Here is an 18,330-nt window from a genome sequence, read left to right on the forward strand (position 1 = left end):
TCGACCATTACACTGCTGGTTGCAGGGAACTTTAGACCCACGCCGTAAGGACGACAAGTGGAACTGGCCTATTACTCGGACTACGCCGTGCGTCTGGTCAACACCGAGGAGCCGGCCCGCAACAAGGACGCGCTCACCTCGGTCGACGCCGTCCGCGAGCTCTTCGCCGGAAACTCCCAGGCGGCCCGGCGGGCGACCGACGCCGACGTGACCCGCTTCCGCTCCGTACGGGGCCGGCTGCGCGCCGTCTTCGAGGCCGCCGACGGGGGCGACGAGACCCTCGCGGTCGACCTGCTGAACTCCCTGCTGCTGGAGTTCCCCGTCAGCCCGCAGATCTCCGGCCACGACACCCTGGACGGCACCGGGAAGCCGGACTGGCACATGCACCTGGCGGACCATCCGTCCAACGCCACCGCCGGGTACGCCGCCATCGCCGCCATGGGGCTCGCCTTCCACCTGACCACCCACGGGGTGGAGCGGCTGGGCCTCTGCGAGGCGCCCCCGTGCCGCAACGCCTACCTGGACACCTCCACCAACCGGTCGCGGCGGTACTGCTCCGACCGCTGCGCGACCCGCGCCAACGTGGCCGCCTACCGGGCCCGCAAACGCCTGGAGGCCGACCGGTCCGCCGACAACGGCCGCACCGCCGAGGCCGCCCAGCCCAGCACCCCCAGCGGCGACCGCTGATCCTTCCGCAACGGCCGGAACCGCAGATGTGCCCGGGCCAGTACGAGATCCTCCGGGACGGTCCCGTACACCGTGCTGTCCCCGCCCGCGAACGTGTTGTCCGCCAGCACCCACCAGCCGCCCGGCCGGCGCTCGGTGGCCCGCTTCACCACCAGCAGATCCTGCTGGAAGGGGTGGCGCAGAATCACCACGTCCCCCGGACGCACCGGCGCCCCGTACTGCACGAGCAGCCGGTCACCGTGGTACAGCGTCGGCACCATCGAAGGCCCCGTCACCTCCACCACCTGAAACCGCACCCCTGCCGCCCGCCCGTCCCCGGGCCCCTGCGCCGGTTCCGCCATCTCCGCTACCTCCCCGGTCCGTTCGTCCGCCTCCAGTACACCGTCTCGCGCGCCGCTCGTACATTCGGCCTCAGGTGCTCGTCCTCACCCCGGACTTTTGACCTAAGCCCATGGGGGCACTCGCTGAAACAGGTGCTCCACGGAGTAATGTCCCACCTGAGAAGACGATCACGAGGAAGGACAGCTCCATGCTCTCCCGCCTGTTTGCCCCCAAGGTGAAGGTCAGCGCCCACTGCGACCTGCCCTGCGGTGTGTACGACCCGGCCCAGGCCCGCATCGAGGCGGAGTCCGTCAAGGCCGTCCAGGAGAAGTACCAGGCCAACGAGGACGCGGACTTCCGCACCCGCTCGGTCCTGATCAAGGAACAGCGTGCGGAGCTCGCGAAGCACCACGTCTCCGTGCTCTGGAGCGACTACTTCAAGGCCCCGCACTTCGAGAAGTACCCCCAGCTCCACCAGCTGGTCAACGACACCCTGAAGGCGCTCTCCGCCGCCAAGGCGTCGAACGACCCGGCCACGGGCCAGAAGGCCCTGGACCTGATCGCCGAGATCGACAAGATCTTCTGGGAGACCAAGAAGGCCTGATCTCGGGTTGGGCCTTCTGACCCGCGATTTCGCGGGTCACGTTGCCTACCTGACCGCACCCGGTCCGCAGGACGCCGAACATGGCGTCCATGGCGGGCCGGGTGCGGTGTTTTCCGGGTATGGGTCAGCGTGGTTCCGCTGGTCCGGCGCCGACTGTCGTCAGCATCCGCCCGAGCAGGTGCAGGGCTCGGGCGCGGGCCGGTGCTCCGTGCGCGGTGCCCTCCCAGTAGGTATCCGTGGACGTCTCGATCGCGGTGAGAGTTCGCCGATCGTCACGAGCCGCCAGCACCAGGACGAATCGCACGTAGTCGCCGATGTCGGTGCCTGGCGGGTGCTGTTCGACGAAGTCTTGAAGCCGCGAGGTCAGTGCGGGCAGCGTGCGGACCGTCGGAAAGACGACGGCGATACCGGCCAGCGCCAGGCGTACCGCAGGGCACTCGGCCGCCCATCGGGCAAGCAGGTCTGGAGTGCAGGACCGGACGGCCTCGCGGGCCCCGCCCTCGCTGTCGGGATCGGAATGTGGCGGGGTGCCCGGCCAGCACTGGGCGAGGTGGCGATCCGTGACGGTGGCGATGTCGAACAGCAGCTTCACGGTCTGGAAGCGGATTCGGGGCGGAATCCGGTCGTCGACGGACAAGGCCGTGAGCAAGGCGACACCGCCTGCGGTGTACGGCCCGCAGGTGTCCTGATAAAGGATCTCGTTGTAGAACTCGCCGAGGAAGAACCCGTCGCTGTCCCAGTAAGGATCCGCCGAGGGTTTGGACAACATCGCAGCCTGTGGCGGCAGAGGGCCCGGGAGACGGTCGGCGATGACGTCGCGAAATGTCCGGCGGATCGGCGGGCCGAAAACTTGACCGGTCCGCCACGCCTCGCGAAGGACGGCCGCGGATGCTTCGTCCGGCAGATGCTCGGGGACGGCCTGCGTGTTCATGATCGACGCAGTGTATGGCCCTGGCCGGGTCGTGAGCCCTCGCGAGCGGAGATCCGAACCGAGGGAGACGGATGTGCACTAGCCTCGGGCCGAAAGACCGGGGGCAGGACCGGCCGGAGTGCTGGGGTGGGATGGCGTGCAGTCGTGGAAGAGTGCCGAGCAGGGCGACAGTCATCAGCACGAGCCCGAGAACTCGACAGCCGCATCGGTCGTTCCCACGCATGAGGAAGTAGATACCTCCTTCGAGGAGCGGGTTCGCGCTCTGGTGACCTCGCTCGCCGACGGCACGACAGTGACGTCTTCTACCCCCTGGTCATCGGCCTGCGGGAAGCAGCGGAGGAGATCCTGAGCGAAAGCGGGAATCCCTTCGCTCTGGGCACCTCTGATCGGGTCATCCTCATGCACCAGGGCTACCAATTCGACTTCCTGCGCGGCGAAGGCCCTGATCCGGAGGTGTGGACGTACCGCGAGTTCCTCGCGGAACCGTCCCGGATCCATGCCCGGTTCACGGACTGGCTGGAGGCGAACGTCCTTCAGCAGAGGTGGGCGTGGGCCCGCCTGGTTCCCGAATATGAAGCGGAAAAGCGGAAACCCCCGGGTGAGCGCCGCTATTACCACTACCGCCACCACCCCGATGGCAGCGCGACCGATGAGCTGTAGTGACTCGCCTCATCTCGTCATCGGCCGCAGACGAGGGTGTCTCCCATGCCGTGACCTCGTGGAGACGGCGCGAAGGAGCTGCTGAGGAAGGCCCGTACCTTCTGGGCCACCGCCCCTGCGGCAGGCTGAAGTCGGCACGGGCCCGGGCGGCCGTCCCGGGAGCTTCCGTCCGCCCGACGCCCGACGCCCGACGCCCGACGCCCGGCGCCCGGCGCCCGACGCCCGACGCCCGACGCCCGGCGCCCGACGCCCGGCGCCCGCTGACCTCAGCCTGCCGTCCCGCCGAGCTCGTCCCCTGTCCACGCACGCACCTCGACCACCGCGTCCACCGGGAGCGGCCCGTACAGGTGGGGGAACTCCTCGCCGCCCTCGGACATGGCCTCGTGGCGCAGGGGTGCGGTGAGGCGGGCCGGGTCGATGACCAGGACGATCAGCTCCACCTCCTCGGAGCCGTACAGCATGCTGGCCACGGCGGGGAGTTGGTGGGGGTGGGAGAGGTGGATGAAGCCCTCCTGCTGGAGGGTGCGGCCCCGGGTGGACCAGGTGTAGGCGCCGTCGTGCTGGGCCTCTGCCCAGAGGGCGGGCTCGGTGAGGTGGAGGAGGAAAGCGGTCATGGCGCCACGGTAGGCGGTGCCGTGGCCGAGTGGCGCTCAGCCGTTCGCGAGCAGGCGGGCCTCCACTTCCGGCGCCAGGCCGACCGGGGGACGGTCGGGGCGTTGCGGGGCTGTGCCGCCTCGGGCCGACAGCCAGGTCCAGGTGTCGGCGACGGTCTCGCCCACGGGGCGGCAGCGCAGCCCGGCGGCGAGGGCCTTGCTGACGTCGCCCCGGTGGAGGGTGTCGTGCATTTCCCCGGCGGGCAGCCAGATCGGGAGCTCGGTCCAGGGCGCGACGCCTGCCGCGAGGATGGTGTCCGGGTCGGTCCAGCGCAGCTCGGCGTCGGAACCGGTGACCCGGACGCTGGCGTCCAGCAGCTCGCCCAGGGTGGCGTGACCGGACTCGCTGACCGTGTTGTACGGGCCGTGCAGGCCCCGCTCCGCCGCGTCCAGCACCCACGTGGCGAGGTCGCGGGCGTCGATGTACTGGAGCGGGCTGTCGTGGGGGCCCGGCGCCAGGACGGGGCCGCCCCGGGCTATCCGGTTCAGCCACCATGGCAGCCTGCCGATGTTCTCGTACGGGCCGAGGATCAGGCCGGGGCGTGCCAGCAGGGCGCGGTCGCCGAAGGCGTCGAGTGCGGCCAGCTCACCGCCCAGCTTGGCCTGCGGGTACGGGACTTCGCCGGTCTCGTCGGCGGAGGCGCCGGACACCAGCGGGCCGTCCTCCGGCAGTCCGGCCGCGGCCGGATACGGGTGCACCGAGCGGGTGGAGACGTACGTGTAGTGGCCGGCCCGGTCCGCGAGCAGCCGGGCCGCGTCCCGGACCGCCACGGGAGCGCCGGTCCAGGTGTCGACCACCGCGTCCCACGCGCCGCTCTCCAGTACCGCCAGACCGGCCTTCCCCGCCGTCCGGTCACCAGTGAGCGCCACCGTCCCGGGGATGGGCTCCTGGCGGCCACGGTTGAACACGGACACGTCCCAGCCGCGCCCGAGCGCCGCCTCGGCGACGGACCGTCCGACGAACTCCGTGCCGCCCAGAATCAGGATCTTCATGGTTCGACTCTGCCCCGGTCCGCCGGGGAAGGGAACCTGGCCTCGCTGTCGGCAGAGCGGGGAACGAAATCCGGCTCCCGGGAGTTCGGCGCGACCGCGCGGCTGCGCACCCGTGCCCGCGCCCGGACCGGGTGACAGGGCCGTTCAGGTTCCGTCAGAGAGCCGGAGCGTGCAGCAGCCGTATGTCCTCGGGCAGGGCGTCCCGTATCGCGGCCAGGGCCGCCGCGAAGTCGCGCTCGGCGCGCGCCGATTCGTAGAGCGCGCCGTCCAGGTGGAGGGCGAGGTGCACGTCCGGGTCCGAGCGGCGCAGGGAGAACAGGCAGCTCATCGTCGCGGGACGCTCGGCCGCTCCGGGCCCGGCGCTCTCCGCGACGACGCTCACCGGCTGGTCCCACTCCAGGACGCAGTCGGTCAGGGCGCCGCCCGCGAGCGCGAACGAAGCGCCGTCCGGGAGAGGTTCCGCCACCGGGCGGAGGTCGTCGAGGCGTTTGCCTTCGAATTCGACACCCCGGATGCGCAGCTTGATCACTCCGCCGTCCGCGAAGACGGTCGCCGCGTCGGAACCCAAGTGGTCCCGGTACCAGCCTGCCCACGACTCGTTTGTCATGAGCAGGGACTGTAGCCCCTGCTCACGGCGCGATTCCTGCCGCCCTCCCTTATGGGGGACGCAGGTCAGGAGGCGGTCAGTACGATCTTGCCGAACTGCTCGCCCGTAAGCATGCGTTCAAAGCCTTCGCGGGCCCGGTCGAGCGGCAGGACCGCGTCGACGACGGGCCGCACTCCGGTCGTCGCGCAGAAGGAGAGCAGGTCCTCCAACTCGTCCTTGGAGCCCATCGTGGAGCCGACGACCTTGAGTTCCAGGAAGAAGATCCTGGTCAACTCCGCGTGCGACGGCCGGTCTCCGCTGGTCGCGCCGGAGATGACGAGGGTGCCGCCGGGGCGGAGCGACTTCACCGAGTGGGACCAGGTCGCGGCGCCGACCGTCTCGATGACCGCGTCCACGCGCTCGGGCAGCCGGGCGCCGGGCTCGAAGGCGTCGACGGCGCCCAGTTCGACCGCCCGCTTCCGCTTGGCCTCGTCGCGGCTGGTCGCGTAGACCCGGAGACCCGCCGCGCGGCCGAGGACGATCGCGGCGGTGGCGACACCGCCACCCGCACCCTGCACGAGCACGGAATCGCCCGGGCGCACACCGGCGTTGGTGAAGAGCATCCGGTACGCGGTGAGCCAGGCGGTCGGCAGGCAGGCGGCCTCCTCGAAGCTCAGCTCCTTCGGCTTGGGCAGGACGTTCCAGGCGGGTACGGCGACACGCTCGGCGAAGGTGCCCTGGTAGCGCTCGGTCAGGATGGAGCGCGGTTCCTTCGGCCCGACCCCGTGGCCGGTCTGGCCGATCACCGAGTGCACCACGACCTCGTTGCCGTCCTCGTCGATACCGGCCGCGTCGCAGCCGAGGATCATCGGCAGCCGGTCCTCCGTGATGCCCACGCCGCGCAGCGACCAGAGGTCGTGGTGGTTGAGCGAGGCGGCGCGGACCTCGACGGTGGTCCAGCCCGGCCGGGCCTCCGGAGCGGGGCGTTCGCCCAGTTCCAGGCCGTACAGGGGGTTTTCGCGGTCGATGCGGGCTGCGTAGGCGGCGAACATGCCCCGACCCTAGGCCCGCCCGCCGCCCGATCCAACCGGCTGCCGGTGTGACACGCGCCGCGCATCCCGGCCTCTTGCGCGGACCTGCCCCTCGCCTCACGTGTCAACCAGGGTTGACGCGCCCCGCATGTCAACGTACGTTGACATCATGACCGAAGCAACGGACCTGGCCGCACGGGCCGGGGATCGAGATCCGCGCGTCGGACTGCGGGCCGTCGCCGCGCTGCGGCGGCTGCTGGAGCAGCTCGAAGCCGTACAAGTCAGAAGCGCCCGCGCCAAGGGATGGTCGTGGCAGGAGATCGCGGCCGAACTCGGCGTCAGCAGGCAGGCCGTGCACAAGAAGTACGGGAGGCATTGATGTTCGAGCGATTCACCAAGGAGGCCCGGGCCACCGTCGCCGGAGCCGTCACCGTCTCCCAGCGCGCGGGGGAGGACAGCATCACCGAGGAACACCTGCTGCTCTCCCTCCTCGACCAGGAATCGGGCCGGGCCGCGTTCGCGCTCACCGCGCTCGGCGTCACCGACCGCAGAACCTCCCTGGAGGCAGCCCTCGGCGAGGCCCGTCGGCTGGGCGGCCTGACGAAGGCCGACACGGAGGCGCTGGCCGGGCTCGGCATCGACGTCGGCGAGATCGTGGCCCGGATCGAGGAGGAGCACGGCGAGGGGGCGCTGGCCGAGGAGGGCAGGGGCCGTCGTCGCCGGTCCGGCCGCCGGCCGCTCACCGCCGGTGCCAAGGGGGTGCTGGAGGGCTCCCTGCGGATCGCCGTGGGCCGGGGCGACCGCTTCATCGGCGGGGAACACCTGCTGCTGGCGCTCGTCGTCCGGCCCGGGGTGGTGGCGGACGTACTCGCGGACCACGGCGCCTCGTACGCGGCCGTGGAACGCGCGCTCTACGGGGCGGGGCGCGAGGGCGGCGGAGACGCGAAGGCGAAGGCCGCCGGCTGACGCGCCCGCGACGGGCGGACGACGGCGGAGACGTGACGCGAAGGCCGCCGACCGAATACGCCCACGACACGGAAGGAGCCGCCACCCGGGCGGGGGTGGCGGCTCCGACGACGCCGTTACGGGTACGCCCCTCAGGCCTCGCAGGCCCCTCAGCTCCCTCAGGCCCTACGCACGTCCTTGGGGCCTTCCTCGCCCGGCCGGGTGCCCCTCCGCAGCAGCTCGTCGACGTGCTGGACCGCCGTCGCCAGGTGGGCGCGGGCCTCGGCCAGCTGATCGGCCGTGACACCCCGGTCGCGGGCGGCGTCGCGGATGTCGTCGCGGAAACGGTCCAGCAGCCGGTCCAGATCCCGGGCCGGATCGCCCGTGACCGGCACGTCCACCGCCCAGTCGGGCGCGGGGCCCGGCTCCGTACGGGGAGCGGCCGAGGAGCCCGCAGCGGTCCCGTCCGTACGCGACGGCTCGGGGGTCTCGGTCGGCGGCCAGGTGCCGCTCCTGGCGAGACCGGCGAGGTGGCCGGTGATCTCGGCCAGGCCGTCGCGCACCCCGGCGGGCCAGTCGCCCCGCGCGAAGTGCTCCTGCACCTGACGGGCGGCGTTCCGCATCTGCTCGCGGGCCCGCTCGTCCGCCTCCTTCGCCTGGCGCCGCGCCTGCTGGGCCTCCTCGCGGGCGCGCCGCGACTCGTCCTTGGCCCGGCGGGCCTGCTCCTTCCACTCCTGCTTGGCCTGGCGCAGCTCCTCCTTGGCCTTGCGCCAGGCGTCCTTCTCCGTCAGATCGCCGAGGTTCCCCAGCCGGCCGAGGTCGCCCAGATCGCCGATGAAGGACTCCCACTCGCCCCTGGCGCCGCCGGGTTCACCGGAGCCCGAGCCGGAACCCGAGCCCGAGCCGGAACCCGGGCGGTGGCGGGAGGCGGAGACGGCGGCGCGCATGTCGTTGCGCAGCCGGCCGGCCGCGCCCCGGACGTCGTCACGGATCTCGGCGGCCAGCTCGGAGACCGACTCGCGGATCTCCAGCTCCAGATCGGCGAGTTCGCCGGTGCGCCCGGCGAGTTCGGCGCGGCCCGCGTCGGTGATCGAGTAGACCTTCCGGCCGCCCTCCGTGGCGTGGGTGACGAGCCCCTCCGCCTCCAGCTTGGCCAGCCGGGGGTAGACCGTGCCGGCGGACGGGGCGTACAGGCCCTGGAAGCGCTCCTCCAGCAGCCGGATCACCTCGTAACCGTGGCGCGGGGCCTCGTCGAGCAGCTTCAGCAGGTAGAGGCGGAGACGGCCGTGGGCGAAAACGGGGGGCATGTCAGAGCGCCTTTCCGGTCGGCTCGGCAACGTACGGTTCGTCCTCGGACGGCGGGCGGCGCAGCAGCGCGATCGACCCGGACACCGTCGTCGCCCTCAGCTTGCCGGTGCCGGCGCCCAGCGTGCCGGTGATCTTCTTCGCGCCCCACTGGCCACTGACCCGCAGGTCCTCGAAGGCGTTGGAGACGGCGCCGCTCGCGGTGTTCGCCTCGACCCGGGCGTCCGCCGGGTGGGGCAGCCGGATCGCGATCGCGCCGGAGACCGTGGTCAGCCGGATGTCGGCCGGCGCTCCGGCGGCGTCGACGTCCAGCACCATGTCGCCGCTGACGGACTCGGCGCGCACCGAGGTGCCGGCGCCCTCCACCACGGTGAGGTCGCCGGAGACCGACGTGAACCGCAGGTCGCCCGTGACGGACTGCGCCTCCAGACCGCCGGAGACGGTCTCGCCGCGCACCTCCCCGGTGAGCCCGACGAGGGTGGTGTCGCCGGTGACGCCACGTACGTCCGTACGGCCCCGGATGCCCGAGACGAACGCCCCGGCACCGACGACGCCGACCTCCACCGACACGGAGGCGGGGACCGCGAGGGTGACCGCCGCGCTGCGGGAACGCCCGTTGCGGTCGAGCCACTTGAGGAAGCTCTTCCAGGCGAGGTCCTCGTACGTCACGGTCAGCACGCCGTCGTCGAGGGTGACGATCAGCGGCGGGCCGTCGATGGCGGAGACCTCCAGCCGGGCTTCCGGCTCCTCGGATCCGACCACGTTGACGGTGCCGTTGACGATCCGCACCTTGAGCGCGGTCACCTGCTCGGCGAAGGCGAGTTTCAGTGGCTCGGCGACGGTCCACGTCGAGACAGGCATGGGTGTGACCTCCAGAGAGCATGGCACGACGCAACATATCGCGTCTCTCGTTCAACACGATATATCGCGGATGGGTGGAGTCAAGGGCGAGCGGCCGGGCCCAGGTGTCGATCCCAGACTCAAAAGGGGTCATAGGTGAATGAATTGCCCTAGCGTGTGAGGCATGAACGCGACACCCGTGGGGGCGCTGCTGCTGTGCCGGGCCGACCCCGAGACCGTGCGCCCGCTGGCCCACCTCCTGCGCGAGCGGATGCTCATCACCCCGGCCGGTGCGGAGTGGAGCGTGCTGGTGCCGGAGGGACGGGCCTGGCGGGACACGCCCGCCGAACCCGCCGAGCCCGTCGACCGGGTACTGGCGGGCTGGGCGGCGGCCCTCGCGGTCGCCTCCACCTGGCCGGTCGTCGCGCTCTGGTGGGACGACACCCGGGCGGGCTGTACGCTCGCGTCCGGCTTCCGCCGCCCGGTGGGTTACGTCTGGCTGGCGGACGGCACCCCGGCCGGGGAGGACGAAGCGATGGTCACGCTCGCGGCGCGGCTGGACCTCGACCCGGTACTCGACGTACAGGCCCTGCAGACCCTGACCCGCCCCGACCCGCACGCGGACGGGTGCGCGCGGCTGCGGAGACTGCTCGGCCTCCTCACCCGCACCGGGGTGGAACTCCGGCCGGGACTGGAACCGGGCCGGAGTACCGAGGCGCTGCGGCAGGCGGCCGAGGCGCTGCCGGGGACCGGGCGGGTCGAGTGGGCGGGCTGGCGCGATGCCGTACGCGTGGAACTCGACGCCGTGGAGAGCAGCGGCCTCGGCCCCTGGATGCTCGGCCCCCGGGCACGGGCGGTGGCTACCACGCAGGTGGCCGTCGGCGCCCCGCTGGCCCTCTGGGGGGCGTACCGCCGCAGCGGCGGATGGACGGCGGCCGGCGCGCTCCTGCTCGCGCAGGGGGTGCTGGGACTCGCGTACAACGAGGTCAGGGCGGGGACGTTCGTACGGGAGCCGCTGCCGTACCGGTGAGGAGGCCCGCACCGGTGGGAAGACCCGCGTCACGGCGGCCCGGCGTGACTACTCGTCGTCGTCCTCGTCGTCCAGGCGCGCCAGCCAGGTCGCCAGCCGCTCGACCGGCACCTCGAAATCGGGGTTGAGATCGACGAAGGTGCGCAGCTGCTCGGCCAGCCACTCGAAGGTGACCTCCTCCTCGCCGCGCCGCTTCTCCAGTTCCTCGATGCCACGGTCGGTGAAATACACAACGTGCTCCTGATGCGTGCGGATGTTCAGCCCTCCCAGGGTAGGGCGCGGGCGGTCCGGTACGAACAGGGACCGGCCCCCACCGCGATGCCGCGGTGGGGGCCGGTCCCTGTCGTCGTGCGGGTGGCGCTGCCGGTCAGGCCTCGAAGACCTCGGCGACCAGCTGAGCCTGCTCCGCCTGGTGGCGCTTGGCCGAACCGACGGCCGGCGACGAGCTGTGCGACCGCGAGATGCGGCGCAGACGCTCGTTGTGCGGGACGTCGGCACCGACGGCCAGGTCCAGGTGGTCGATCAGGTTGAGCGCGATGAACGGCCACGCACCCTGGTTCGCCGGCTCCTCCTGCGCCCAGAGGTACTTCTCGGCGTTCGGGTACTTGGCGATCTCGGCCTGGAGCTCCGCACCCGGCAGCGGGTACAGGCGCTCCAGACGGATGATTGCGGTCTCCGTGTCGCCGCGCTTCTGGCGCTCGGCGTCGAGGTCGTAGTACAGCTTGCCGGCGCAGAAGACGACCTTGCGGACGTTCTCGGGCGTCACCGACGCGTCACCGATCACCGGGCGGAAGCCGCCGGTGGTGAACTCCTCCGCCTTCGAGGACGCCGCCTTGAGGCGGAGCATCGACTTCGGGGTGAAGACGATCAGCGGCTTGTGGTGCGGGTTGTGCACCTGCCACCGCAGGAGGTGGAAGTAGTTCGACGGCAGGGTCGGCATGGCGACCGTCATGTTGTCCTGGCCGCACATCTGGAGGAAGCGCTCCGGGCGGGCGGACGAGTGGTCCGGGCCCTGGCCCTCGTAACCGTGCGGCAGCAGCAGGGTGACGCCGGACGTCTGGCCCCACTTCTGCTCGGCCGAGGAGATGAACTCGTCCACGACGGTCTGCGCGCCGTTGACGAAGTCACCGAACTGCGCCTCCCACACGACCAGCGACTCCGGGCGGGCCAGCGAGTAGCCGTACTCGAAGCCCATCGCCGCGTACTCGCTGAGCAGCGAGTCGTAGACGTTGTAACGGGCCTGGTCCTCGGTCAGGTAGAGCAGCGGGGTGTAGTCCTCGCCGGTCACCTGGTCGACCAGCACCGCGTGGCGCTGGCCGAACGTGCCGCGGCGGGTGTCCTGGCCGGCGAGCCGGACCGGGGTGCCCTCCATCAGCAGCGAACCGATGGCGAGGGTCTCGCCCATGCCCCAGTCGATGGTGCCGTTCTCCACCGAGGCGGCACGGCGCTGCATCTGCGGCATCAGGCGCGGGTGCACCGTGATGTGCTCCGGGATGTTGACCTGGGACTCGGCGATCCGCTTGACGACCTCGGAGGAGACCGAGGTGTCCACGGCGACCGGGAAGGCCGCCTGCGGCTCGCGGACGTGCGGGGCTGCCGACTGCGAGGTGGCTTCGCGGACCTCCGCGAAGACCTTCTCCAGCTGGCCCTGGAAGTCCTGGAGCGCCTGCTCGGCCTCTTCCAGCGTGATGTCGCCGCGACCGATGAGCGACTCGGTGTAGAGCTTGCGCACCGAGCGCTTCTTGTCGATCAGGGTGTACATCTGCGGGTTGGTGAACTCCGGGTTGTCGCCCTCGTTGTGACCGCGGCGGCGGTAGCAGATGAGGTCGATCACGACGTCCTTGTTGAACGCCTGACGGAACTCGAAGGCGAGGCGCGCGACGCGGACCACGGCCTCCGGGTCGTCACCGTTGACGTGGATGATCGGCGCCTCGATCATGCGCGCCACGTCGGTGGCGTACATCGAGGAGCGCGAGGACTCCGGGGCGGCGGTGAAGCCGACCTGGTTGTTGATCACCACGTGCACGGTGCCACCGGTGCGGTAGCCGCGCAGCTGCGACATGTTGAGCGTCTCGGCGACGACACCCTGGCCGGCGAAGGCCGCGTCACCGTGCAGGGCGACGGGCAGGACCGTGAAGTCCGTGCCGCCCTTGTTGATGATGTCCTGCTTGGCGCGGGCGATGCCCTCCAGGACCGGGTCGACCGCCTCCAGGTGCGAGGGGTTCGCGGCGAGCGAGACCTTGATCTGCTCACCGTCCAGACCGGTGAAGGTGCCCTCGGCGCCCAGGTGGTACTTCACGTCGCCGGAGCCGTGCATCGAACGCGGGTCGAGGTTGCCCTCGAACTCGCGGAAGATCTGCGCGTACGACTTGCCGACGATGTTCGCCAGGACGTTAAGGCGGCCGCGGTGGGCCATGCCGATGACGACCTCGTCGAGGCGGGCCTCGGCGGCGGAGTCGATGACGGCGTCGAGCAGCGGGATGACGGACTCGCCGCCCTCCAGGGAGAACCGCTTCTGGCCGACGTACTTCGTCTGCAGGAAGGTCTCGAAGGCCTCGGCCGCGTTGAGGCGGCGGAGGATGCGCAGCTGCTCCTCGCGCTCGGGCTGCGAGCGCGGACGCTCGACCCGGTCCTGGAGCCACTTGCGCTGCTTCGGGTCCTGGATGTGCATGAACTCGATGCCGGTGGTGCGGCAGTACGACTCACGGAGCACACCGAGGATGTCGCGGAGCTTCATCATCGACTTGCCGGCGAAACCGCCGACCGCGAAGTCGCGCTCCAGGTCCCACAGGGTGAGGCCGTGCTCGGTGATGTCCAGGTCGGGGTGCTTGCGCTGGCGGTACTCCAGCGGGTCGGTGTCGGCCATGACGTGGCCGCGGACCCGGTAGGAGTGGATCAGCTCGAAGACCCGCGCGGCCTTGGTGACGTCGTCGTCGTGCGAGGCGTCGATGTCCTTGAGCCAGCGGACCGGCTCGTAGGGGATGCGCAGCGCCTCGAAGATCTCGTCGTAGAAGCCGTTCTCGCCGAGCAGCAGCTGAGCGAGCACGCGCAGGAACTCGCCGGAGGCGGCACCCTGGATGACCCGGTGGTCGTAGGTCGAGGTCAGCGTCATGACCTTCGAGATACCGAGCTTGTTCAGGGTGTCCTGCGAGGTGCCCTGGAACTCCGCCGGGTAGTCCATCGCGCCGACACCCATGATGAGGCCCTGACCGGGCATCAGGCGCGGCACCGAGTGGACGGTGCCGATGCCGCCGGGGTTGGTCAGCGAGGCGGTGACTCCGGTGAAGTCGTCCATGCCCAGCTTGCCGATGCGGGCGCGGCGGACGATGTCCTCGTACGCCTGCCAGAACTCGAAGAAGTTGAGCGTCTCGGCCTTCTTGATGGCCGCGACCACGAGCTGCCGGTCGCCGTTCGGCTTGACCAGGTCGATGGCCAGACCGAGGTTGACGTGCTCCGGCTTGACCAGGGTCGGCTTGCCGTCCTTCTCCGTGAAGGAGTAGTTCATCGACGGCATGGCCTTGAGGGCCTGCACCATCGCGTACCCGATGAGGTGCGTGAAGGAGATCTTCCCGCCGCGGGCGCGCTTGAGGTGGTTGTTGATGACGATGCGGTTGTCGAAGAGCAGCTTCACCGGCACGGCGCGGACGGACGTGGCCGTCGGCAGCTCCAGCGAGGCGTTCATGTTCTTCGCGACGGCGGCGGAGGGGCCGCGCAGCGTCACGTACTCGGGTCCGCCGGCGGCCTCGGTCGCCGGAGCGGCCTTGGCGGGCGCCTTCGCGGCCGGCGCCTTGGCGGCGGGGGTCGCGGCCGGCGCCGCGGGGGCTGCCGGGGCGGCCGGCGCGACGGGGGCGGCCGGAGCTGCGGCGGCGGGCTTCGCGGGGGCTGCCGGGGCGGCCTGCGCGGGCGCGGCCTGCTCGGCGGCGGGCGCGGCGGCCGGCGTCACCGGGGCGGCAGGGGCCGCCGGGGCTGCGGCTCCGGGCTTGTCCGCCGAGCCGGAACCCGGCTTGTAGTCGGCGAAGAAGTCCCACCAGGCACGGTCGACGGAGTTCGGATCCTGGAGGTACTGCTGGTAGATCTCGTCGACGAGCCATTCATTGGCACCGAAAGCAGCGGCCGGGTTGATTCCCGGGCCTGCTTGGTCGGTCGAGATGGTCGAGTTACTGGGGGACTGAGACGACACGGCGGCAACCGCCCTCTTCCGCTTCACAAGGTGATGGACAGCGGGAATCAAGGCTACGCCTCCCGCGCCGTTCCTTGCAGACCGGGCCGCTCATCGTCGTGCACATCACATCTGAAGGCGGGTTTCGGAGCTCGGAATGGCGGGAAACAAGCGGGGTTCCGCTGCGCTTCGGGTAGTCAGGGACACGGCTGGGGCCCCGCGGGCCGTACCCCTGGTGACGAGGGACCAAGATCACGTCCCTTTCGTTCGAACCATATGTCAACTGCGGGCCGGTGACATCCCCGGAAGGGTGATCTGAATCCGGCATCCATGTGTGGATTCAGCCACTCTGATGCGGCCACCGTGCAGATCCACCGCCCAGTGGGCGATGGCCAGTCCGAGCCCCGTGCCCCCGTCGCTGCCGGGACCGTGCGGGGACGGGTTCTGACCCCGGTTGAACCGCTCGAAGACGCGATGGCGCTCGGCCTCCGGGATACCGGGGCCCTCGTCGATCACTTCGAGTTCCAGGGACTCGGGTTGCGCGCTCGGTCGTGCCAGCACCGTCACCCGGCCGTGCGGCGGACTGTGCTTCACGGCGTTGTCGATGAGATTCGCCACGACCTGGTGCAGCCGCTCGGTGTCCGCGTACGCCGTCATGTCCGCGGGGGACACGTCGAGGTGCAGATGGACGTCCGTACGGGAGTGGTTGCCGGACCCGGAGGAGAGCCGACGGTGCGAGGCCGCGAGGTTCGCCTCCTTCAGTACCCCGGCGAGATAGGGCCACACCTCGAACCGGCCGGCCTTGAGGGGGACGACACCGTTGTCCAGCCGCGACAGGTCGAGCAGCGTCTCCACCAGCCGGCCGAGCCGCTCCGTCTGCTGGAGCGCGGTCCGCATGGTCTCCGGGTCGGCGGCCGACACCCCGTCCACCACGTTCTCCAGCACGGCGCGGAGCGCCGCGATGGGGGTCCGCAGCTCGTGCGAGACATTGGCGACCAGCGCCTTGCGGTGCCGGTCGACTGCCTCCAGATCGTCCGCCATGAGGTTGATCGTCTGTGCGAGGTCGCCCAGCTCGTCGCGGCGCCCGGCCCCGCTGACCCGGCCGGTGTAGTCGCCGTGCGAGATCGACCGGGCCACCGCCCGCATCTCGTCCAGCGGAGCCGTCAGGCCGTGCGCGACGAACTGCGTTATCAGCAGCGTGGCGATCACCGAGAAGACGGTGATGAACTGGAACTCGGTCCTGGTCCGCAGCGCCACCACGAGCAGGCCCGTGGTGATGAACACGGAGACCACGACGAGCGTCCCCAGCTTGGCCTTGATCGAGAACGGACGCAGACCGGGCCCGGAGCGGGTCATGCTGCCGGGGTCTCCAACGCGTAACCGACACCGTGCACCGTACGGATGCGCTCGGCGCCGATCTTCCGGCGGAGCGCCTTGATGTGGCTGTCGACCGTACGAGTGCCCGAGGCGTCCGCCCAGTCCCACACCTCGGCGAGCAGCTGCTCGCGGGAGAGCACCGCACGCGGGGTGTTCGCCAGGCAGACCAGCAGGTCGAACTCGGTCGGCGTCAGATGGACGTCGTCGGCGCGCACCCGGACCCTGCGCTGCGCGTGGTCGATCTCCAGCTCGCCCAGCCGCAGGATGCCGCTGCGCGGCGTCACGGCGGCCAGCGCGGCCCGCTCGACCCGGCGCAGCAGTACGTGCACCCGGGCCGCCAGCTCCCGCATGGAGAACGGCTTGGTCATGTAGTCGTCCGCGCCGACCCCGAGCCCGACCAGCATGTCGGTCTCGTCGTCCCGCGCGGTCAGCATCAGCACCGGAACAGGGCGCTGCGCCTGCACCCGGCGGCAGACCTCCAGGCCGTCGAAGCCCGGGAGCATGATGTCGAGCACCATGAGATCGGGCTGCCACGCCTCGGCCGCGTCCACGGCTGCGGGGCCGTCCAGCGCGGTCTGCACCAGGAAGCCCTCGGCCCGCAGACGCGCGGCGATGGCCTCGATGATCGTGGCGTCGTCTTCGACCACCAGCACCCGGCGCTGCGCTCCGGGGGTGGCCGCGACGCCGTTGTGGTTGGTGTGTGTCTGTTCCATCGCCCCGCCCCTGCCCGCTCCCGCAGAGATCATTCCTCCGGGGGATGCGGTTTCTTCGCTCGTTTTTCTTGCGTGTCTGGTCCGTCTGCCGGGCAGCAGCGTAGAGGCAGCGAGTGCCTTTCGGCTACGCAGGGTGGTGCCCGGACTGGAAGGGATACCCCGCCGGGGGTGGGGGAAAGCGTGCCTTGTCCGGGTATCCCCGCCCGGTCGGATACCCCGGCGGGGTGCTCAGGCCGTCCGAAGTGCGAGATGAACCACGTCGGGCACACCTCGGGCAACGGTCACCTCTTCGGTCCGTACCCCCTCGAATCCGGCACCGCGCAAAGCGTGTTCGAACGATTCGGACGGTTGTGCCGACCAGATGGCGAGAACGCCTCCCGGAGTCAGGCGCTCACGGCAGGCGGCGAGGCCGGAAGGGGAATAGAGGCTTCCGTTGTCCTCGGTCACGGTCCACTCCGGGCCGTTGTCGATGTCCAGACACAATGCGTCATAACGCTCCGTAGTCGTACGGAGATGCTCGACCAGGTCCGTACGGAGAACCGCGGTCCTCGGGTCGGCCAGCGCGGCACCGGAAATCCGGTCCAGCGGGCCGCCCAGGTGCCACTCCACGACGGCCGGCTCCCGCTCGACCACGACGATCCGCCCCCACCGCTCCTGCCCGGCCGCCCGCACCAGCGAGAACCCCACGCCGAGCCCCCCGATGAGCACGGACGGAGCCGGTCGCGCGGGCGGCAGCGCCGAGAGCGCCACGTCGACGAGCAGCCGCTCGGACCGGCCGTCCGAGGTGTCCATCAGGAAGCAGCCGTTGGCGATGATCTCGAAGTGCCCGCCCCGCTCGCGCAGCACCACCTCGCCGAAGGGGCCGTCGCGGCGGTCGAGTGTGACGGGGGCCGGGTCCGCGGGACGGCTGGGGGTGGCGCTGGCGGGCATGCTGCTGCTCTCCGGTCTCCGGTGGTGGCGAACGGGTTCGAGGCCGTCCATCCTGGCCCTGCGGGTGCCCGTTCCGCCAAGGGTTTTGCGGCGGACCGCCCTCCGTGGGCGTCGCCCCGCCTCTCGTCGGCGTCGCCCCGCCTTGGCCTGCGTCGCCCCGCCTTGGCCGGCGTCGCCCCGCCTTGGCAGGCGTCGCCCCGCCTCGTGTCGGGCTGAGGGGGCGGGATCCGGGCGCGATCCTGCGTCGCGGGACTTCGCCCTGGTCGGACGTGATCCGGTTTTTCGCGGACCTGCTCCGGTAACGACAGGGGCTCCGGCGGGACACCGTCCCGGGCCTGTCGGCTCGTACCGGCCCGTCGGCTCGTACCGCTGCTCGCCCCTCGGGGGTGGTCGGTGCCGCGCCGATCCGCCCCCGCCGCGCGCCGGTGGACGCCGTTGCTGCGGTCGTCCGCACCCTGTTACCGTACCCCAACTCCTCAGAGGACCTGAGGAGTGAGGTGTTCGGGCAAGACGTTCACACGAGACGTTCGAGCGAGCGGTTCGAGCGGGACGTCCAAGGGCGAGG

The 18,330-nt window shown here is 71.1% G+C and carries 19 protein-coding genes; 6 read left to right on the forward strand and 13 right to left on the reverse strand.

Going from position 1 to position 18,330, the window contains the following annotated elements; genetic code table 11:
* Positions 1–57 precede the first annotated feature (57 nt).
* A complete protein-coding gene (locus ACWCWD_RS10325; RefSeq protein WP_450771712.1) occupies positions 58–687 on the forward strand; it encodes a CGNR zinc finger domain-containing protein in 630 nt (209 codons plus the stop codon).
* Here ACWCWD_RS10325 and sodX read toward each other — a convergent pair.
* Entirely contained in the window at positions 591–1,028 is a 438-nt protein-coding gene (gene sodX / locus ACWCWD_RS10330; RefSeq protein ID WP_450771714.1) for a nickel-type superoxide dismutase maturation protease, read from the reverse strand. The two genes, ACWCWD_RS10325 and sodX, sit on opposite strands and share 97 nt — an antisense overlap.
* A 188-nt stretch (positions 1,029–1,216) precedes the next feature.
* Here sodX and sodN point away from each other — a divergent pair, with 188 nt between their 5' ends.
* The gene (gene sodN / locus ACWCWD_RS10335) at positions 1,217–1,612 is read left to right on the forward strand and encodes a superoxide dismutase, Ni (protein WP_266708992.1); all 396 of its coding nucleotides are present in this window, start codon (positions 1,217–1,219) and stop codon (positions 1,610–1,612) included.
* 124 nt (positions 1,613–1,736) lie between these two features.
* Here sodN and ACWCWD_RS10340 read toward each other — a convergent pair whose 3' ends face one another.
* Positions 1,737–2,543 carry a hypothetical protein gene (locus tag ACWCWD_RS10340; RefSeq protein ID WP_450771716.1) on the reverse strand — a complete coding sequence of 269 codons (807 nt, stop codon included), beginning with the start codon at positions 2,541–2,543 and terminating at the stop codon, positions 1,737–1,739.
* Positions 2,544–2,942: 399 nt separating this feature from the next.
* Here ACWCWD_RS10340 and ACWCWD_RS10345 point away from each other — a divergent pair, with 399 nt between their 5' ends.
* On the forward strand, positions 2,943–3,203 hold the full coding sequence (locus ACWCWD_RS10345) for a hypothetical protein (RefSeq protein WP_450771717.1): 261 nt from the start codon (positions 2,943–2,945) through the stop codon (positions 3,201–3,203).
* 266 nt (positions 3,204–3,469) lie between these two features.
* Here the strand turns inward: ACWCWD_RS10345 and ACWCWD_RS10350 are convergent, their stop codons facing one another.
* The 4 genes from ACWCWD_RS10350 to ACWCWD_RS10365 all read right to left on the reverse strand — a co-directional run bounded on the left by ACWCWD_RS10350 (position 3,470) and on the right by ACWCWD_RS10365 (position 6,487).
* Positions 3,470–3,817 (reverse strand): DUF952 domain-containing protein, encoded by a 348-nt coding sequence (locus ACWCWD_RS10350; RefSeq protein ID WP_450771719.1) that lies wholly within the window; start codon positions 3,815–3,817, stop codon positions 3,470–3,472.
* A 36-nt stretch (positions 3,818–3,853) separates the two neighbouring features.
* Positions 3,854–4,849 carry an NAD-dependent epimerase/dehydratase family protein gene (locus ACWCWD_RS10355; RefSeq protein ID WP_450771720.1) on the reverse strand — a complete coding sequence of 332 codons (996 nt, stop codon included), beginning with the start codon at positions 4,847–4,849 and terminating at the stop codon, positions 3,854–3,856.
* A gap of 154 nt (positions 4,850–5,003) precedes the next feature.
* Complete coding sequence (locus tag ACWCWD_RS10360) at positions 5,004–5,456, reverse strand: DUF6304 family protein (protein ID WP_450771722.1); 453 nt, start codon at positions 5,454–5,456, stop codon at positions 5,004–5,006.
* Positions 5,457–5,521: 65 nt separating this feature from the next.
* Entirely contained in the window at positions 5,522–6,487 is a 966-nt protein-coding gene (locus ACWCWD_RS10365; protein ID WP_450771723.1) for a zinc-binding dehydrogenase, read from the reverse strand.
* Between the two features lie 148 nt (positions 6,488–6,635).
* Here ACWCWD_RS10365 and ACWCWD_RS10370 point away from each other — a divergent pair, with 148 nt between their 5' ends.
* Together ACWCWD_RS10370 and ACWCWD_RS10375 are read left to right on the forward strand one after the other, a co-directional pair.
* Positions 6,636–6,845 carry a helix-turn-helix domain-containing protein gene (locus tag ACWCWD_RS10370; protein ID WP_450771724.1) on the forward strand — a complete coding sequence of 70 codons (210 nt, stop codon included), beginning with the start codon at positions 6,636–6,638 and terminating at the stop codon, positions 6,843–6,845.
* Positions 6,845–7,432 carry a Clp protease N-terminal domain-containing protein gene (locus ACWCWD_RS10375; RefSeq protein WP_450771726.1) on the forward strand — a complete coding sequence of 196 codons (588 nt, stop codon included), beginning with the start codon at positions 6,845–6,847 and terminating at the stop codon, positions 7,430–7,432. The genes ACWCWD_RS10370 and ACWCWD_RS10375 overlap by 1 nt, the downstream gene beginning before the upstream one ends.
* Positions 7,433–7,590: 158 nt before the next feature.
* On the opposite strand, the gene ACWCWD_RS10380 is transcribed toward ACWCWD_RS10375, so the two are convergent.
* On the reverse strand, positions 7,591–8,718 hold the full coding sequence (locus tag ACWCWD_RS10380) for a helix-turn-helix transcriptional regulator (protein ID WP_450771728.1): 1,128 nt from the start codon (positions 8,716–8,718) through the stop codon (positions 7,591–7,593).
* A gap of 1 nt (position 8,719) precedes the next feature.
* Positions 8,720–9,577 carry a DUF4097 family beta strand repeat-containing protein gene (locus tag ACWCWD_RS10385; RefSeq protein ID WP_450771729.1) on the reverse strand — a complete coding sequence of 286 codons (858 nt, stop codon included), beginning with the start codon at positions 9,575–9,577 and terminating at the stop codon, positions 8,720–8,722.
* 163 nt (positions 9,578–9,740) lie between these two features.
* Here ACWCWD_RS10385 and ACWCWD_RS10390 point away from each other — a divergent pair, with 163 nt between their 5' ends.
* On the forward strand, positions 9,741–10,586 hold the full coding sequence (locus ACWCWD_RS10390; RefSeq protein ID WP_450771731.1) for a hypothetical protein: 846 nt from the start codon (positions 9,741–9,743) through the stop codon (positions 10,584–10,586).
* 48 nt (positions 10,587–10,634) lie between these two features.
* Here the strand turns inward: ACWCWD_RS10390 and ACWCWD_RS10395 are convergent, their stop codons facing one another.
* The 5 genes from ACWCWD_RS10395 to ACWCWD_RS10415 all read right to left on the reverse strand — a co-directional run bounded on the left by ACWCWD_RS10395 (position 10,635) and on the right by ACWCWD_RS10415 (position 17,765).
* Positions 10,635–10,817 (reverse strand): DUF6104 family protein, encoded by a 183-nt coding sequence (locus ACWCWD_RS10395; RefSeq protein WP_019075209.1) that lies wholly within the window; start codon positions 10,815–10,817, stop codon positions 10,635–10,637.
* Between the two features lie 136 nt (positions 10,818–10,953).
* Positions 10,954–14,766 carry a multifunctional oxoglutarate decarboxylase/oxoglutarate dehydrogenase thiamine pyrophosphate-binding subunit/dihydrolipoyllysine-residue succinyltransferase subunit gene (locus tag ACWCWD_RS10400; RefSeq protein WP_450771732.1) on the reverse strand — a complete coding sequence of 1,271 codons (3,813 nt, stop codon included), beginning with the start codon at positions 14,764–14,766 and terminating at the stop codon, positions 10,954–10,956.
* 258 nt (positions 14,767–15,024) lie between these two features.
* Positions 15,025–16,101 (reverse strand): HAMP domain-containing sensor histidine kinase, encoded by a 1,077-nt coding sequence (locus ACWCWD_RS10405; RefSeq protein ID WP_450771733.1) that lies wholly within the window; start codon positions 16,099–16,101, stop codon positions 15,025–15,027.
* Positions 16,098–16,835 (reverse strand): response regulator transcription factor, encoded by a 738-nt coding sequence (locus ACWCWD_RS10410; protein ID WP_450771734.1) that lies wholly within the window; start codon positions 16,833–16,835, stop codon positions 16,098–16,100. Before ACWCWD_RS10410 ends, ACWCWD_RS10405 begins: the two co-directional genes overlap by 4 nt.
* Positions 16,836–17,063: 228 nt before the next feature.
* A complete protein-coding gene (locus ACWCWD_RS10415; RefSeq protein WP_450771735.1) occupies positions 17,064–17,765 on the reverse strand; it encodes a spermidine synthase in 702 nt (233 codons plus the stop codon).
* Between the last annotated feature and the right edge of the window lie 565 nt (positions 17,766–18,330).

The organism is Streptomyces sp. NPDC001493 (genome assembly GCF_053597235.1).

Bases quoted from the DNA above. Each gene is read 5' to 3' on its own strand.
- sodX (WP_450771714.1), bottom strand. From the start codon at position 1,028: ATGGCGGAACCGGCGCAGGGGCCCGGGGACGGGCGGGCGGCAGGGGTG.
- sodN (WP_266708992.1), top strand. From the start codon at position 1,217: ATGCTCTCCCGCCTGTTTGCCCCCAAGGTGAAGGTCAGCGCCCACTGC.
- ACWCWD_RS10340 (WP_450771716.1), bottom strand. From the start codon at position 2,543: ATGAACACGCAGGCCGTCCCCGAGCATCTGCCGGACGAAGCATCCGCG.
- ACWCWD_RS10345 (WP_450771717.1), top strand. From the start codon at position 2,943: ATGCACCAGGGCTACCAATTCGACTTCCTGCGCGGCGAAGGCCCTGAT.
- ACWCWD_RS10350 (WP_450771719.1), bottom strand. From the start codon at position 3,817: ATGACCGCTTTCCTCCTCCACCTCACCGAGCCCGCCCTCTGGGCAGAG.
- ACWCWD_RS10355 (WP_450771720.1), bottom strand. From the start codon at position 4,849: ATGAAGATCCTGATTCTGGGCGGCACGGAGTTCGTCGGACGGTCCGTC.
- ACWCWD_RS10360 (WP_450771722.1), bottom strand. From the start codon at position 5,456: ATGACAAACGAGTCGTGGGCAGGCTGGTACCGGGACCACTTGGGTTCC.
- ACWCWD_RS10365 (WP_450771723.1), bottom strand. From the start codon at position 6,487: ATGTTCGCCGCCTACGCAGCCCGCATCGACCGCGAAAACCCCCTGTAC.
- ACWCWD_RS10370 (WP_450771724.1), top strand. From the start codon at position 6,636: ATGACCGAAGCAACGGACCTGGCCGCACGGGCCGGGGATCGAGATCCG.
- ACWCWD_RS10375 (WP_450771726.1), top strand. From the start codon at position 6,845: ATGTTCGAGCGATTCACCAAGGAGGCCCGGGCCACCGTCGCCGGAGCC.
- ACWCWD_RS10380 (WP_450771728.1), bottom strand. From the start codon at position 8,718: ATGCCCCCCGTTTTCGCCCACGGCCGTCTCCGCCTCTACCTGCTGAAG.
- ACWCWD_RS10385 (WP_450771729.1), bottom strand. From the start codon at position 9,577: ATGCCTGTCTCGACGTGGACCGTCGCCGAGCCACTGAAACTCGCCTTC.
- ACWCWD_RS10390 (WP_450771731.1), top strand. From the start codon at position 9,741: ATGAACGCGACACCCGTGGGGGCGCTGCTGCTGTGCCGGGCCGACCCC.
- ACWCWD_RS10405 (WP_450771733.1), bottom strand. From the start codon at position 16,101: ATGACCCGCTCCGGGCCCGGTCTGCGTCCGTTCTCGATCAAGGCCAAG.
- ACWCWD_RS10410 (WP_450771734.1), bottom strand. From the start codon at position 16,835: ATGGAACAGACACACACCAACCACAACGGCGTCGCGGCCACCCCCGGA.
- ACWCWD_RS10415 (WP_450771735.1), bottom strand. From the start codon at position 17,765: ATGCCCGCCAGCGCCACCCCCAGCCGTCCCGCGGACCCGGCCCCCGTC.